General features: G+C 64.5%; 16 protein-coding genes and 3 pseudogenes. 8 read left to right on the top strand and 11 right to left on the bottom strand.

What is annotated here, in order from left to right:
• Window positions 1-688: 688 nt before the first annotated feature.
• Window positions 689-1,336 carry a transposase gene (locus tag NBRGI_RS46860; RefSeq protein ID WP_158439974.1) on the top strand — a complete coding sequence of 216 codons (648 nt, stop codon included), beginning with the start codon at window positions 689-691 and terminating at the stop codon, window positions 1,334-1,336.
• A 116-nt stretch (window positions 1,337-1,452) separates the two neighbouring features.
• On the opposite strand, the gene NBRGI_RS34610 is transcribed toward NBRGI_RS46860, so the two are convergent.
• The gene (locus NBRGI_RS34610; RefSeq protein WP_370627897.1) at window positions 1,453-1,821 is read right to left on the bottom strand and encodes a DDE-type integrase/transposase/recombinase; all 369 of its coding nucleotides are present in this window, start codon (window positions 1,819-1,821) and stop codon (window positions 1,453-1,455) included.
• A pseudogene (locus NBRGI_RS49745) lies at window positions 1,822-1,917 on the bottom strand (hypothetical protein); the annotation flags it as partial.
• 445 nt (window positions 1,918-2,362) lie between these two features.
• Here NBRGI_RS49745 and NBRGI_RS34605 point away from each other — a divergent pair.
• Window positions 2,363-2,581 (top strand): hypothetical protein, encoded by a 219-nt coding sequence (locus tag NBRGI_RS34605; RefSeq protein ID WP_148311066.1) that lies wholly within the window; start codon window positions 2,363-2,365, stop codon window positions 2,579-2,581.
• A 546-nt stretch (window positions 2,582-3,127) separates the two neighbouring features.
• On the top strand, window positions 3,128-3,382 hold the full coding sequence (locus tag NBRGI_RS34600; protein WP_029901384.1) for a hypothetical protein: 255 nt from the start codon (window positions 3,128-3,130) through the stop codon (window positions 3,380-3,382).
• A gap of 223 nt (window positions 3,383-3,605) precedes the next feature.
• Here the strand turns inward: NBRGI_RS34600 and NBRGI_RS34595 are convergent, their stop codons facing one another.
• Together NBRGI_RS34595 and NBRGI_RS44545 are read right to left on the bottom strand one after the other, a co-directional pair.
• Window positions 3,606-3,953: a DUF6192 family protein gene (locus NBRGI_RS34595; RefSeq protein ID WP_029901383.1), complete on the bottom strand. Its 348-nt coding sequence runs from the start codon at window positions 3,951-3,953 to the stop codon at window positions 3,606-3,608.
• 44 nt (window positions 3,954-3,997) lie between these two features.
• A pseudogene (locus tag NBRGI_RS44545) lies at window positions 3,998-4,394 on the bottom strand (ExeA family protein); the annotation flags it as partial.
• On the opposite strand from NBRGI_RS44545, the gene NBRGI_RS34585 reads away from it, so the two are divergent.
• Both NBRGI_RS34585 and NBRGI_RS47785 read left to right on the top strand, forming a co-directional pair.
• Entirely contained in the window at window positions 4,294-4,737 is a 444-nt protein-coding gene (locus NBRGI_RS34585; protein ID WP_081878358.1) for a hydroxymethylglutaryl-CoA synthase, read from the top strand. The pseudogene NBRGI_RS44545 and the gene NBRGI_RS34585 overlap by 101 nt on opposite strands.
• Window positions 4,738-5,408: 671 nt before the next feature.
• Window positions 5,409-5,639, top strand: coding sequence for a hypothetical protein (locus tag NBRGI_RS47785; protein WP_148311065.1), 231 nt, complete (start codon window positions 5,409-5,411; stop codon window positions 5,637-5,639).
• Between the two features lie 239 nt (window positions 5,640-5,878).
• On the opposite strand, the gene NBRGI_RS34575 is transcribed toward NBRGI_RS47785, so the two are convergent.
• The 3 genes from NBRGI_RS34575 to NBRGI_RS34565 all read right to left on the bottom strand — a co-directional run bounded on the left by NBRGI_RS34575 (window position 5,879) and on the right by NBRGI_RS34565 (window position 10,471).
• Window positions 5,879-7,726 (bottom strand): hypothetical protein, encoded by a 1,848-nt coding sequence (locus NBRGI_RS34575; protein ID WP_148311064.1) that lies wholly within the window; start codon window positions 7,724-7,726, stop codon window positions 5,879-5,881.
• 210 nt (window positions 7,727-7,936) lie between these two features.
• A complete protein-coding gene (locus NBRGI_RS34570; RefSeq protein ID WP_051728252.1) occupies window positions 7,937-9,325 on the bottom strand; it encodes a cytochrome P450 in 1,389 nt (462 codons plus the stop codon).
• Between the two features lie 222 nt (window positions 9,326-9,547).
• Window positions 9,548-10,471 (bottom strand): polyprenyl synthetase family protein, encoded by a 924-nt coding sequence (locus NBRGI_RS34565; protein ID WP_200882267.1) that lies wholly within the window; start codon window positions 10,469-10,471, stop codon window positions 9,548-9,550.
• A gap of 283 nt (window positions 10,472-10,754) precedes the next feature.
• Here NBRGI_RS34565 and NBRGI_RS34560 point away from each other — a divergent pair, with 283 nt between their 5' ends.
• The gene (locus NBRGI_RS34560) at window positions 10,755-10,940 is read left to right on the top strand and encodes a hypothetical protein (protein WP_029901378.1); all 186 of its coding nucleotides are present in this window, start codon (window positions 10,755-10,757) and stop codon (window positions 10,938-10,940) included.
• A gap of 56 nt (window positions 10,941-10,996) precedes the next feature.
• Window positions 10,997-11,584: a hypothetical protein gene (locus NBRGI_RS49385; protein WP_235211198.1), complete on the top strand. Its 588-nt coding sequence runs from the start codon at window positions 10,997-10,999 to the stop codon at window positions 11,582-11,584.
• A gap of 92 nt (window positions 11,585-11,676) precedes the next feature.
• Here the strand turns inward: NBRGI_RS49385 and NBRGI_RS49740 are convergent.
• Window positions 11,677-11,808, bottom strand: a pseudogene (locus NBRGI_RS49740) (SAM-dependent methyltransferase); the annotation flags it as partial.
• A gap of 364 nt (window positions 11,809-12,172) precedes the next feature.
• Between NBRGI_RS49740 and NBRGI_RS34550 the strand changes: the two are divergent.
• On the top strand, window positions 12,173-12,703 hold the full coding sequence (locus NBRGI_RS34550; RefSeq protein ID WP_029901376.1) for a hypothetical protein: 531 nt from the start codon (window positions 12,173-12,175) through the stop codon (window positions 12,701-12,703).
• A gap of 237 nt (window positions 12,704-12,940) precedes the next feature.
• Here the strand turns inward: NBRGI_RS34550 and NBRGI_RS34545 are convergent, their stop codons facing one another.
• The 3 genes from NBRGI_RS34545 to NBRGI_RS47775 all read right to left on the bottom strand — a co-directional run.
• Complete coding sequence (locus NBRGI_RS34545; RefSeq protein ID WP_029901375.1) at window positions 12,941-13,168, bottom strand: hypothetical protein; 228 nt, start codon at window positions 13,166-13,168, stop codon at window positions 12,941-12,943.
• Window positions 13,169-13,542: 374 nt separating this feature from the next.
• Window positions 13,543-14,067 (bottom strand): DUF3558 domain-containing protein, encoded by a 525-nt coding sequence (locus NBRGI_RS34535; protein ID WP_081878357.1) that lies wholly within the window; start codon window positions 14,065-14,067, stop codon window positions 13,543-13,545.
• Between the two features lie 59 nt (window positions 14,068-14,126).
• On the bottom strand, window positions 14,127-14,272 hold a 146-nt coding region (locus NBRGI_RS47775; RefSeq protein WP_200882266.1), incomplete at its 5' end, for an SAM-dependent methyltransferase.

The following is a 14,272-nucleotide window of genomic DNA, read 5'->3' as shown; positions in this document are numbered from 1 at the left end:
ACCCCGGCCGCATTTGTTCGCTCTTCACACGGACTTGCGCGAACAAGGATCGGTTAGGATCCGATCGCCCGGAGAAACTAGATCAGATCAGTACGCCGTGTGCAGATGCGATCACAAATGCAATCGTCGACACAACCTATGCGGACACAGAGCGATATGCACACCACTCAACTTGTAAGAATAGGCACCGGCAGTAACAGCGTCGCTGCCGTCCTGGTTGCTGGCGCGGGGAACGCAACGACCCGAGCCGACGTATTGCTATATCCCTCGCACGACAGTGGTGGCTGTCGCATCTGGATGCGCTGGGAGTTGCACCAGCCGTAGTGGCAACGGACGCCCTTACCAGCCGAGGGCCTTGAGCCCGGTCATCGAGAGCGGCGCCTCGTGGTGGGGTGTTGTGGCCGATTTCGGTGACACCACCCGCCCCACGAGGATGATCGTGCCGATGCCGACGGTGCGAGCCTTCGTGTTCCGCAGACCGTGAGTCTTCAGCGAGTTCGGGTGCTGTCGGTGGCGAGGTGGAATGGCTCGTGAGATGTCTTCCCGCAGAGCACTTTCCAATAGGGCACCAAGCCTCGCTGCGTACTGTCCAGACCGAACTAAAGAGGACCTGAATGGCGGCGGTTGCTTGCGGAGTCGACTGGGCGCAGGATCACCACGATGTCGCGTTGTTGACCACGGCGGCAAAGTGGTTGCCAGCGAACGGATCTCCGACAGTGGCGAAGGCCTCAGCATCCTGTTGCGCCTGCTGGTCGAGCACGACCCTACTGTCGGCATTCGAACGAGGCGGACGACACGGTTGGATTCCGCGCCCTGCCGAACCATCCTGTCCACTGCGCCAACCACCGAATCAGCTCGATTGCTGACGGCGCGAAGGCTATCGTCTCTGCTGAAAAAGGCTGGGCGGCAACGTGGCATCACCGAGGAAGCGACCCGCCTGCATACGGCGCTGCGCCAGGAGGCGTTGCGCCAACCTGCGGCCGTCCAACGTGCGATGGGGTTGCAGCTGCAAGGCCTCCTCCGTCAGCTCGACGCGATCTGCGACACCGTGGCTGAACTGGTGGAAGCCGCCGAAAACGCCTTCCACGCTCACCGGACTCCGGAATCGCGAGCAGCTTCCCGGGTGTCGGGACCGAGCTCAGCACCCGTTTTTCTCGCCGAGATCGGCGATGACCGCGCCCGGTTCGCCGATGCCCGAGAGCTGAGAGCCTTCGCCGGCGCCGCGCCGGTCACCCGAGCGTCAGGCAAGAGCAGTTTCGTGCATGCCTGTCGCGCCAAAGAACAATCGCCTCGCGACAACTGGCTATGTCTGGGCGTTGGCCGCCGTCCGCCATGACAAGAACTGGGAGGCGCTCTATCGAGCACGCACGCCACGACTACTGCGACCGAGACACCGCCGCGCTGCGCAGACTCTTCAGCATCATGCTCAGCAAGCTCCACCACTGCCTGAAATCAGGTCGAGTCTACAACCCTGCGTCTGCCTTCACCGCAGCTGAACTTCCTGCTGCGGCTTGACATCCTGTGTTGGCGATGGATCAACCGGCCGTCGCGGATCCCCCGGCTCCAGACCGCGTATTCCATCGCGCCGAGCACCAGCTCGGTGTCGCAGCGATCGGAGGTCTTCCACCCGACGATCCGGTTGGAGAACGCGTCCCGCACCGCCGCCAGCCAGAACGTGCCCTGTCCGCATGGAATGCGGGTGGTATCGGCCGCCCACAACCGGTTCGGTTCCTCGGCGGTGAAATTGCGTTCGACCAGGTCCGGTGCGGGCCTGGCCCGTGTATCCTGACGGGTCGCGCCGAGCCGCCACCTCTTGCGCAGGAACGTGCCCTGCAGCTGCGAGGCCCACATCAATCGTTCGACACGCTTGCGACCGACTCGAATCCCTCCGCGCCGCGGCATCGCATACACTCTCGGCGACCCGTAAGAAGCTGTCCGTGAACCATGCCCGCCGCGTGTTCTGTTCTCTGGCGTTTGATCGCTGAGTGTCGGTGCGAAGAAGCCATCGCTGCCGCCTCGTCAGTCCATACGTTCACCCGGACACCCCTGTAGTCGGGTGTCGCGGTCAGGATTTCCGCGTTGTGGGCGGCGTTCTGATCATGGCGGTGGTGACTTCGCCGAATTCCGAGTGATGACGTAACGCAGGGCAACCATTCGGCGAACTACCCCAGACAGGTAGACATTCCGGACATAAGCAGAGTTCAGGATGCTTTCGACGGATCGTCCACCGACCGGTTCCGCTACGGGCACGAGCCCTTCAGCGGAGCGGTGGCACACGCTGCTGTGTCACCACTGTGGATTGAAATATGGTTCGTGTCCCGGTGCCGGAAACGCCGGGACCTATCGAAAGAAGGTGATGGCCATGCACGCCATCAAGAAACTCACCGTCGCGGGCGGCATCGTCTCCGCAGGCCTACTCGGAGTCGGCATTCCCGCCGCCAACGCGGTGGAGGTCATCACCGTGACCAACACCGCCAGCGTCGACCCGAACGGCCCCTACGTGTTGAACGGGACCCAGATCGACGCCGAGGTGGCGGAGCAGGGGATCAGCCAGGGAGTGTACGTCGTCGTCGGCGGGTGACAATCGGATCGGCTCATCAAGGTGCGAGCTGGCCCCTGCGCTCGATCGCGTCCGGGCGAACCCGGTGGTCCGGCCATGGCAGACGGCGCAGAAGTCCAGGTTGGAGTCGAGGATGGGGAAATAGACGCCGCTGTTGCCGTGGATGTTGTCGGCAACCGGGTTGAGGCTGGCGTCTAAACGCCCTGAGTGCCCGTACCGGGCATCCGATTCCGGGTTCGGCGTCGACAGGCGCCGGCCCCGGTACCCAGCACCACCGGGCAGCGACCCTTACCGGCAAACCAGCCCCGGTCGACGTCGCCTCGAGGACAACCCGTGATAACACCGGCACGCTCGAACCCGAACCGGGTCAACTTAATTCCTCCACTACACCCGCGACATCATCAGCCCCACATGCCGATCGCTGCACTACACCTGTTGCTTTTTGCAATCGTCGCCGCCGAAGTCGCTGAGCTGCACAAACTTCCATCGCATTCGAGCCTGCGGCCCTGAGACCCCAGAGACGGCGCGTTCGACGGCTGCACCTCGTGTAAGGACGCCGTCCTCACCTTGCTCGTCCAGGACGCGCCCACCACCGCGCGGCTGGTCGAGCTGGCCCGCATCGCCATGCATTCCGCGCTCGGCGGGCTGCCGCCCGCTCTGCTCGACCCCAGACCAGGGGTGGCCGCACCGGAGTTTCGGCGGCCCCGCGCCGGGCTCGACGGCGAGGACACTGCGATGTTCGCCCTCTGCCAGGCCATGACTCCCGAGCAGCGCCGCACCGCCGCCAACTCCGCCGCCGACCTCCTCATCGGCCAGCTCTGACACCGCAAGCGGGCAGGGGTTCGCGTCGCAATAGGCCGTCACACCGTGACGGCTACTGAACGCTACCGCCCGCTGCGGCGCATCCTCCATGCCTTGGTTCGGCGCCGGACAGCAGCAGACGGCATCGGCGCGGGTGATCGCGGCATCCCAGAACTTCCCGCAGACCGGGCAGCTTTTGCGCGGCCGGGTGGGTTTCACCCCGGTCTGCCACAGCCGGTATTCCTCACCACCGAAGGCGACGAGTTCGGCGATGCGGTGCTCGGGGCGGCACAGCTCTCGCCAGGCGCGGCCCCCGTCGCCACCTCATCGGGGCTGAACTGGTGCCCCGCAACGTCGGAATCACCCGGCCCACCGCCGCAGTGAACGCCGCGCACGCCCCGATCAGGTCCATGAACTGCGCCGTGTGCTCGAGCCGCTCTACCGCCGGCGTTCGTTTCCGCACGATCTCACACACCTGCTTGGACCGGTCGATCTGCGCCTGGTTCACCAGATGCCGCGCAGTCGGATCGCTGATCACCCGGGCGGCGACTTCGGGGCGGCGGATGAAATCGGCCGCCACCCGCGCGGCCATATTGGTTGGTTAGGTGCCGGTTGTTGTCGGCAAGGTGCCGGTGCTCAGTCTCCGATGACTTCGGTGACCGCGGAGCGGGCGGCGAACTTCGTCGACGAGGCTTTTGCCGGAGGCGAACGCGGCGACGAGGGCTTCCAGGGCGAGGTTGTTGACGGCTCTGGGGAATCCGCGCGAGGTGGTGTGGATCAGCCCGACGGCGTCCTCGGTGAACAACGGGTCGGCGCGGCCGGACAGTTTCAGGTGGTGGGCGATGTAGCTGGTCGTTTCCGCCGAGGTCATGCCGGGCATGGTGTAGCGCAACGCGGTGCGTTGTTCGGGGGCTGCGAGGACGGCGAGTTTCATGGTGCGCCGCAGGGTGGGTTGGCCGACGAGCAGACACGCCAGTGGCGAGTCCTGGTCGAGGTTGGTGTTGGTCATCATGCGGACCGCTTCGAGTTGTTCGGGTAACAGCTACACCGCATCCCTCTACCTCGCCCTGGCATCCCTACTCGAGCATGCCACCGACCTCACCAACAAAACCATCGCATTCCTCAGCTACGGATCCGGCAACGTTGCAGAATTCTTCGGAGCAACCGTCCTGCCCGGCTACACCGACCATCTCCGGACAGAAACCAACCGCGACGCACTCACACGCAGGAAACCGATCGAATACGACCGCTATCGGTCACTCCATGAGGCCGAGTCGCCTTCAGACGGCGGGGATCACACGATCCCCCACGAAACCAGCGGACCATTCCGACTCGCGGCCATCACCGGCCATAAAAGAATCTACGAATCTCTATAGAGTTCGTTGAAACCCCTGGAGAACGGGCATGGGAACTAAACCGACCGCATGGCGATATATTGATCTCGGCGGTCCGCATTTTGTATCACCAAATGATTATTCGATAGAAGACGTCGATCATTGCCTAGTCCGGGAGCATTCGACGGCCGACCGCATGGCTTTCCTGGTACATCCCGGGCAAGGTCATCATTCGATTAGGGAGTGTCGGAACAACGGCTCTGGTGCACTTCCGGTGGCGGCCGACGCTAGGCCAGGAGGATGCGCAGCGTCCAACGGTCGATCAGCTCGTCCTCATCCAACTCCTGAGCCACGGCCGGAAGCTACACCGCGAACAGCGGACGCACACCAGGAATGCTCGTTTGCCGCTCCTGACACGATCCTTAACGGCACCCCCGGTTGGGTAGTGGCGGCGCCCCGGCAGCGATCAACCGCCGGGGTGAGGCGCATCCCCCTGTAGCAACCGCAAGAGGCCGATGTTTCCGCAGGAACCAGGAAGATCCGTTCGATGGACAAGTAACACGGCTATCTGTGAGCGCGATCACATGAGTGGAAGGTGGCCCCCATCCACACCCCCATATCAACTCACAAGAAGAAGCCTCCGACACCCTCGCTGCGATGACATCCACAGCCGGATACACAGCCCTGGGATCCAGGAGGCGGATGGAGATATCATGAAGCGCTCACCTCGCGTTGCCGTCCTGTCACTGATCACGGCCGTTGTCGCAGGACCCGTCCTCGCTCCCACACTGAGCATGGGCACCGCCCAAGCCATCGAGCTCGACCTCGAAACCAACATCGGCCTGAACGCCAACGCCAACGTCGACGGCAGCGCCAACGTCAACGCCCAGATCGACATCGATGGCCTCGCGGGCTACGTTGCAGAACTCTCAATCGTCCCCTAGGAGGTGCGCGCCTGTCTTGCGGGTAGGCACTCGTTCTGCAACCGCACGTCCCGGACCGCGCCCGGCCGCCGCGCAGCCGGGTCACTGTCGGCTTTATAAAACGCCGCAGCCCGTCCTCGGGGATCCGCGCGTACTCGGGGTCCCGGACGGCGCGGAAACACGGTATATGGCCTAAAGTCTTGTTAGAGAGAAGGTTTCACGTGATCGAACACTCTGCGTGATCCGCTCACTGATCTATTTCACAGAGGGTTTTGCATAACCCTCGATGCTCCCGGCAAGGGCATGCGGTGGTGTCGGCGGCTGGTTGACGGACTGGCGAGTTCGGCGAGTCCGTCGGCGAGGCGGCTATAGGGATTGAGCCCGGACAATTCCACCATTCCCGAGGTGAGTCCGAAAAATGCGCGGCGTATCAGGTAAGCCTCGGCATCTGGGAGTCGGTAAGTATCCAGGATGGCGATATCGAGGTCGATGAACAGTTTCGCCGCCAAAGCTCGGTCGCTTCCCCGACCGAGCAGGACTTCACTCCACATTCGTGTGACAAGGTCGCGTAGCTGCGGAGCTTCGCCGGGTACACCCGCATCGGTGAGAGCGGCGTCGAATACGGCTTCCCAGCCGCGTTCGAGGTGGCCGAGCGTAGCGGTGCTATCGGCCCGCACAACGGTGCTCAAAGTTTCGGCGGCGGCTCTGGCGGTGCGCACACTCAGTTCTGGGCGGTGGAGGCAACGGCGCGCCAGTCGGAAAGCAATCTGTTCGATAGGTCTGCGCACCGGACTCCAGCTCGGATGCCAGTCGGGCTGGTGGAGAAGGCCGCCTGGATCGAGATGACAGCCGTACCCCACCAAGCGAGTGGGTGCGTAGGCAGTAGCGATCGAACTCTGCGATCGAACAAATGCCGCTAGTTGGTATCGCCCCGGAGAGCGAGGGGCGACTAGATACCATAGACAGGATCCCATTGCCAGCTCGGCCGCTACTTCATGACCCGCTATACCGCAGTTGCATTCCAGTACATGGTCTGTCGATTCGGCGATCGCGTCACCATATCCGGCGACAGCTTCGGCGCCGCCTCCGATCAGTGCGGCGAGAACCTCGTTGATCGGTTCCCAATTGGTAAAGTCTGCGACAGCATCCTGCAACTCGTTGTATCGGTAGATGTTGTCGAGTACCCGCTGTATCCGAGGGCACGACGCGGCAGCGAGGAAAAATCCGCGGTCGTCACTGAGATGGCGGTAGTCCGTCGATCCGGTGATGAGTCGGAAGTAGGGGGCAATCGCGCCATCCCACCAGCGAACCATCCGGAACTGTGCCGGATCCACCCCGGCCTCGACAGGGAATGGCGTTTCGGCGGCATTGCGCGTCAGGGAGTCTTTGACCAGCGTTACCGCACCGAACAACGCCGTTTCCCGCGCAGCCAGCTCGGCGCCGGCTCCTCCCAATAAGCCGAAGCCCTCGCTAGCGGCCAGCAAATACCCGTTTTGATCTCCGGCATTGGCATCGTCGGTGGCATCGACGTAGTCGACTGCCGTCGTGATGGTCATCAACGAGGCAGACAAGCCTCTCACCGCCATATCTGAGCCGCGGATCCACATCCAGGTGTAGGTGCTGGTCCAGAAATCACGCATTACCTGGCAAGGGTGCTCGACGCCGAACTTCCGTCTCCGGTACTCAGCCAACAGCCACGGCGCCTCCCCACCCTTTCTCGGGGCGATGGCGCCGAGGGCTGTCAAGGCTTGTACGGCTGGGCTGTCCCCGAGCCGAAACGTGGCCTGAGTTGCGACGATTGCGCGTACCGCACCGCCGATAGGGCTGGCCAGGATGCTGTCCTGCATCTCCGGTGCATAGGATGCGTTCAGCACGCACTGGGCAAGCCGGTATCCGGTTTCTTGGCAGGGCATCATGCCTGATCGGTAGGGGATGTATCGGGGGAGCTTCGCCGCGTAGACCGCTGGTACGTCGGCGTCGGCTGCCGGACCGCCGCCGGTTCCGATACTGGCCAAGATCTCCGAGGCATGCTGATCGATGAGTTGACATGCTTGCGCGTCCCACACATAGGGGGCGGTTGCGGTTGTTTTCGCAGATGGTTTCGTCACGTCATAGCCCTGATGATGACCAGCGATTGCCTGGTTTGCGGTAATAGTTGCCCCGATGGGACTGCAATGGCTGGGGCGGTGCGGTGGACCACTGAGCAGACAGCACCAGCGTCAACGACGGTTGATAGGTGCCGGTCGCAGTAGCGTTCGTACGCCTCTGTATTCGTGCTCCCCGATGTCTCTCGTGCGCTTCTCAGGTGGCATTGATGGTCACCCTTTCCAGGAATCGGATGTTGTGGCGGGGTGTACGTGGTCAGCTGAGCAGGGCGTTGACAGTGTCTGATGCTTGCGAATAGTGGCGCGCATACGCAGGCGGGCGGGGTGCAGGACCGTTGATCGGGCGGGGCGGACGTGGGTGCCGGGCAGGACGTGCAGTTCCCAGCAGGCGGTGAGGGTAGCCAGGGCCAGGGTGGCGCCGGTGACGGCGAAGTCGTTGCCGATGCATTTGCGGGCACCGCCACCGAACGGGATGAACGCGCCCCGGGCGGGGTCAGGACGGTCGGGGTCGAAACGTTCGGGGCCGGGATACAGGTCGGAGCGGTGGTGGATGAGGTAGGGGCTGTAGACGATGATGGTGCCCGCCCGCAGGTGATATCCGCCCAGGTCGGTGTCCTCGGTGACCGTGCGGGTGAATAGCCAGCCCGGTGGGTACATGCGAAGGGTTTCGGTGATGATCCGGCCGGTCACCTGCAGCTTGGGCAGGTCGGCATGGAGGGCGGGGCGCCCGGCTATCACAGTGTCGACCTCGCGATGGAGTCGGTCGGCGACGGCGGGGTGGCGATCGATCAGGTACAACGCCCACGCCAACGTGGTCGCAGAAGTGTCGACACCGGCACCGAAGAAGGTGATGACCTGATCGGCGATCTCGGTGCCGGTCAAACCCCGGCCGTCGGCGTCACGGGCACCCAGCAGCGCCGCCAGCAGATCCCCGTGATCGGTGCCATCACAGCGGCGGTCGGTGACGATCGTGCCGAGGATATCGCGCAGGCGGGTGCGGACCCGTGCGAAGGCACGATTACCGGGAGTGGGCAACCGATCCAGCTGCGGCGGCACCAACGCCCGCCGAACAATGCCGTCGACGAGGGTGGTGAGGTCCTCCCCCGCCTGCCACGCGATCGCGTCGGGCACCGTGTCGGAGAACAGCGTGGCGGTCATGACGGCTGAGGTGAGCTGCTTCATTTCGGAGTACACGTCGATGATCTGCCCGTCACGCCAGGACCCAGTGAGCGCGGTGACCTGCTCGGTCATCACCTGCGCGTATGCGCGGATCCGGTCGCCGCCGAAGGCGGGCCGCAGCAACCTGCGCTGACGCCGATGCACAGCATACGAGCAGGTGCCCAGACCGTCGCCGAGCACTTCCCGGCCACGCCTATAGATCGGTCCACCTTTGTCGTAGATGTGGTCGTGGCGCAGCACATACTCGGTCAGGCCGGGGTCACACACCACAACCGCAGGGACCGGGCCCAGGCCGATGCGGACCAGGTCACCGTGCGCGGGCAGCGACATCAGCAATCGCAGGGGGTCACGCAGCAACGGCACCAGATGATCCAGCAGCGGCAGCGCACCCGAGGCGGTCGGAATAGAATTCGAGGTCGACATAGTCACTCACTCCTGTGGTGGAAGTCGCGGGCCCTGGAAACAAAATCGCCGGTTCAACCGTCTCAATAGCAGCCGCCACTCCCCGGTGACGGCGTCGACCAACCACGTCATGCTTGTCGTGTCGGCCAGCGCGATTGAACGGTTGTGCGCCGTGTCCGGGCCCGCGACCCTCGCCGGACCAGCGTCGGCGCCGACAAGAGGCAACTGGCACTCGAACAGGCATCATCGGCTCCTATCGGTCAGCATGTCGACCAGCGTCTGGAGTACGACACTGCTTCGCGCGGCAAGGTGCGTCGTGGTGAGCGTCTGCCATGCCCGCCGGACGCGTTGATCGGCTTCGCGTTGTGCGTGTGCCCGGCCTCCGGCGGCTTCGATGAGTTCGGCGGCGCGAATGAGCTGTGCGTGCGTCAGTGGTTCGGCGATGCGATACACGCGGGCAAGTTCCGTGCCCGGGTGAGAATGCGAGGTCAGGGCTTCGACGACGGGCAGGGTCTTCTTGCGGCGGGCAAGGTCGGCCAGGTGTGGCTTGCCGGTCACGGCGGGGTCACCCCAGATACCCAGCAGATCGTCACAAATCTGGAATGCCACACCCAGCTCGCGGCCGAACCGCCGATAGGCGTCGACGGTGTGCTCGTCGGCTCCCGCCGCCATCGCCCCGAGCTGACACGCGGCCCCCAGCAGTGCTCCGGTCTTGTCCTCGGCCATCGCCAGATACTCGGAGACAGTGACCACGTCGGCGGTCTCGAAAGCGAGGTCTTGGGCTTGGCCTCGGCACAACTCCAGCGCCGCCACGGTCAGTACCCGCACCCCGGCCGGGGTGGCCAGGATGTCGAGGGAATGCATCAGCAGGGCGTCCCCGGCCAAGACTGCCATGCCGGTGCCGAAGACCGTCCACGCGGCTGGCCGGCCCCGGCGCTGCTCGTCGCCATCCATGACGTCGTCGTGCAACAGCGAGAAATCGTGCACCATCTCCACGGCCGCCGCCGCAGCCACGACCGCATCGTCGATAATGTCAGGATTGACCGCGGCGGCACTGGCGAAGACGAAACACGGACGGATCGCCTTACCCCCGCAAATGCTGAGATTGCCCTCGACGTCGCACCACCCGGCGTGATAGCCGACGATCCGGCCGACGACAGGCGGCATCCGATCTACCGCAGCCTGGTACGCAGTCCGGGTCAACTCCCGAGCGTCAGCGATGGTTGTGTTGGCCATGCCCACACATCAAGCTTCCCCGACCAACCCCGACAATAGAAGCCCTGTGACTCGCGGCGGCATGGTTCGGCACGGGCTGAGATCGTTTCCCGCTTCCGTTCCGGTTCACAAGTCGTATCCCGCATCTGGATGAGTTCGAGGCGTATCAACATCGGTTTCGAACGAAGCCGGCTCGGGAACGGAGTTCGGCACTGCGAGGCGCGTCGTCTACGAGGTGGAGCGCTACGACGCCAAGACTGGGCAGTACATGTTCACCGAGCAGAAAGAAGCCTTGTTCCCGGACGGCAGTACCTATCGCATCGGACCCACCGGTGCGCCCAATGGGTTTCCTGCACCTCCGCCCCAGATTCTGCCGGTCGAACCCAATCCGATCACCCCGCACCCGATCGGAGGAAACTGAATGCCGCACCGCACTGCTGACACTGTCCCGGATCATGACCGAGCCCAGGAGTCGCTATGACCGACACACAGACCGCACCGGGCCCCGCCCCGGCCCGGCGTCGTCGATACGTGCTGGCCGCAGTCGCGGTAGTCGTGCTCGTCCTGGCCGTCGCGCTGGGCTACTTCTGGCTCAAGCCGGCCCCGCCGCCGCAGGTCAGCGTCGAGCGGAGCGAGACGATCTTCTCGGTCACCAAAACCGATCTACGTGGCCAGACTTTGCAGAGCGCGCTGACCAAGGTCGCCTACCCGCGATCGGTGCTCAACGACCATGTGGGTGATGTCTGGGTGGTCGACGTGTCGGCTGGACCGTCGCGCACCCTGATGCCCATACCGGAAGATCCCGGAGCCTGGACCGTGGTCGCCGTATGTTTCCGCGCACAGACGCTCGAGGAGATCGCCGCGAACACCAACCTGCCCGCCGGGCAGAAACCCGTCACCAACTTCGTCACCCTGGGCGTGCAACGTTCCGAGACCGTCACCGCGGAGCAACTAGCCGGGATCGTGCAGGGAACCATGGACGACTCCCTGCCCGGTTGCAGCTTCGGATCTTCCGGGTTGACCGCGTTACGCCCTGGCACCGGGCGCACCATCCGCGTCCAATAGCGAACACCCGACGCGGGCGCGAGCGCAGGGAGCCCCGGCGCAAAGGCCGTCGTCGGATACCGGTCGTCCATGACCATGCGTGTGGAGGGCAGGTCGGGGCGTCGCCACTGCTGTATCGAGACGACGCCGGGTGCGAGCAGTTCGAAGCCGTCCAGGAACGCCTCGGTCTGGGATGGGGACCGGAAGCAGACCTGGGCGGATGTGTCCTTGGTTGCTGTGAGCACCTGGAGTATGCCGCGGCGCAGGCCTGTGCCTTTCGGTTACTGAGCCGGCCAGCCTTTCCTGGTCGACGGGGCGTGCCTCGCGTGGATGTCGCCCAGGTCATAACGCGAGTGGAATACCGCGGCGGGGCGTGTGGTTGAACTGTGCTGTCGGCGTCCGGACAGCCCCGGGCCTCATCCCTTTCGTCGCTTCGAGCGACCACCCGCCGAGAGGCGCTTGTGGGACGTCGGCGCTCCGACTCAGGGAGTCGGAAGACTCGAAGCCGCCAAGTCCACCACTTGGCGGCTTTTCGATTTCCGGCCAGGATCGACCAGTTACCAGTCCGTTCCGGCGTCTGCCCGATCGCCTCGAACTACCCTGTTCGGCATGAGAGAGCAGGGGGATTTCGATGCACTCGATGTAGCGCGCGAACAGCTGCGTTTCGCGATGGTCTTCAACCCGGAAGGCCAGATGAGTTTCGAGAACCGGCTGCAGTTGGGCCTGCTCGCCGCGCAGGTGGCCTTGGCCGAGCGGCTTCCGCTGCGGATCAACGGCACCACCAAGGTGCTGCGCGATGACGACGAAGAAGAATTCGAGTGGGACGCCGAACTGATCGAGCGGGTCCTGCGCAAGCTCGGACCGGCCGGGCGGCGGTGGATCCGGGCACTGGTCGCCGAAGGCGGCTCAGCGACCCCGGCCCGGCTCAAAGAAATCACCGGCGCAAAAGCCCTGGGCGGCATGATGACGACCATGCGCCGCGCCGCGCACGGCATCAGCCGACGAGTCCCGCCGCCGCAGCTGATCGCGGTACACAGGTCCGACGATCCGCAGAAACCGGTGATCCTGGGCTACCACCTTCCCGACGGCACCGTGCCGCTGATCGTCACCGCGCTCGAACGGATCGACAACAACCCGTAGACGTGGGCAGAGTCCGGTTCCGCACACGAAAACGAGGGACGATCCCGGCTGCACCAGCACCGCCGCCGAGCCCGCCGACGAACCTGCACGTCCGTTCCTCGAATCGCCGCTACATCCGAGGCCCCGGTGGCATGCTGCATCCACCGCAAACAAAGGGGGAAAACCGATGCCGGACAACACATCCAGGACCGACGGACTGCTGCGCTACCGTTGGACCCCCAGCGACGGAGAAGGGCGTCAGCTCGCCGGCCGCGCGGCTTTCTCCGCAGCGGCTTTGGCCGCTGTGACGGTGCTGCGCCGTCCCATCCGGACCGTCGAGGTCTCGGTGTCCACTTGAAACTGGAAAAGCCGTCCGTCTTCCCACACTGCGAGCTGGCGCCGATACATCCGCCGCGTCAGGATCGCGCCCTGCCCCGGCACATCGTGGAACTCCCAGCCCCCGCCAGCATCGAGCTCGGACAGCATCGCTCACGGCCCTTTCGCCTACGCACTGGAAAATAGACCAACCAGTATGCGGCGATTCTAGACATAGCGCAGAATCGAACACATGAGCGAATTATGGGAGCCGGCGGTCGGAGACCGTGTGGAGTGGTGGGATGACGGCCACGGTCGGGGAGCCGTGCCCGACCAGCCCGGAGCGATGCGATGCAGCGGGACAATTTCCGAGGTACTCCGGTCTACCGCAGGGCAGCCGGTGGCCTACTTCGTGCGCCGCTACAGCCGGATCTCTGGGACGTACACGGTCGCCGTGCGGCCCGACTTCGGTCACCGCCTGGTGCTGCTGCCGCCAGAGCCCGCCGGCTAGTTCGTGGATTGAGTAGAGCGGGGGGTCGGCGTGTTCAGCTGCCGATGGGCAGCAGCGGAACAACCTTTTCGGCGATGTCGGTGGCCGAAGCGCACGCTTCGAGGCCCCGAGCGATGTTCGTCGGTGTCTGTGGGACGTCGGTGAGGATGTAGAGGGAGCCGAATCGCATCTCGACGTTGATGGTGCATCCACCGGGCACATCCGGGCGTGCCTCGTAGCGGAGGGCTCGCCGGTCGCCGATCGAGATGTCCACTGCGTCAGGGAATGTCTGCCGAACTTGGGCGAGAGTGCCGTTGGTCGTTTCGATGACCAGCCCGTAGCCGGCGCGGGCGACATACCGGCAGCCTTTCCAGGTCACGGCCCCGACCGTCGGTTGCCGTGGATCCGGTGGCTGCGCATCCCAGCCGTGCACGGCCAGGATTTGCGGCGTCAGCGCACGGCACGGATCGAATTCGGCGGTCTGTGCCTGTGCCTCTTCGCCACCGCAACCCGCCAACGTGGCGGCCGCAGCGGCCGCCGTACACCCTGCCAGCCAGGACGATGATGTGCTCGTGAACATCGAACTTCCTTTCCCACAGTGTGATTCGTAGATAGAAAGGGGTGTATGTGCGCTGGCCGCTACAGCTTGCGACCGATCGCGGCGTCCATGACCATGCGGGTTTTCGGCAGATCGGGGCGCAGCCACTCCTGGACCGGGACCACGCCGGGTTCGAGCAGCTCGAAGCCCTCCATGAAGGACTCCGTCTGCGCCGTGGGCCGGAAGC

The organism is Nocardia brasiliensis IFM 10847 (assembly GCF_000710915.1).
GTDB classification, from domain to species: Bacteria; Actinomycetota; Actinomycetes; order Mycobacteriales; family Mycobacteriaceae; genus Nocardia; species Nocardia brasiliensis_A.
The sequence above is the reverse complement of the archived record's forward strand: the minus strand, read 5'-3'. Positions and strand labels throughout refer to the sequence as shown.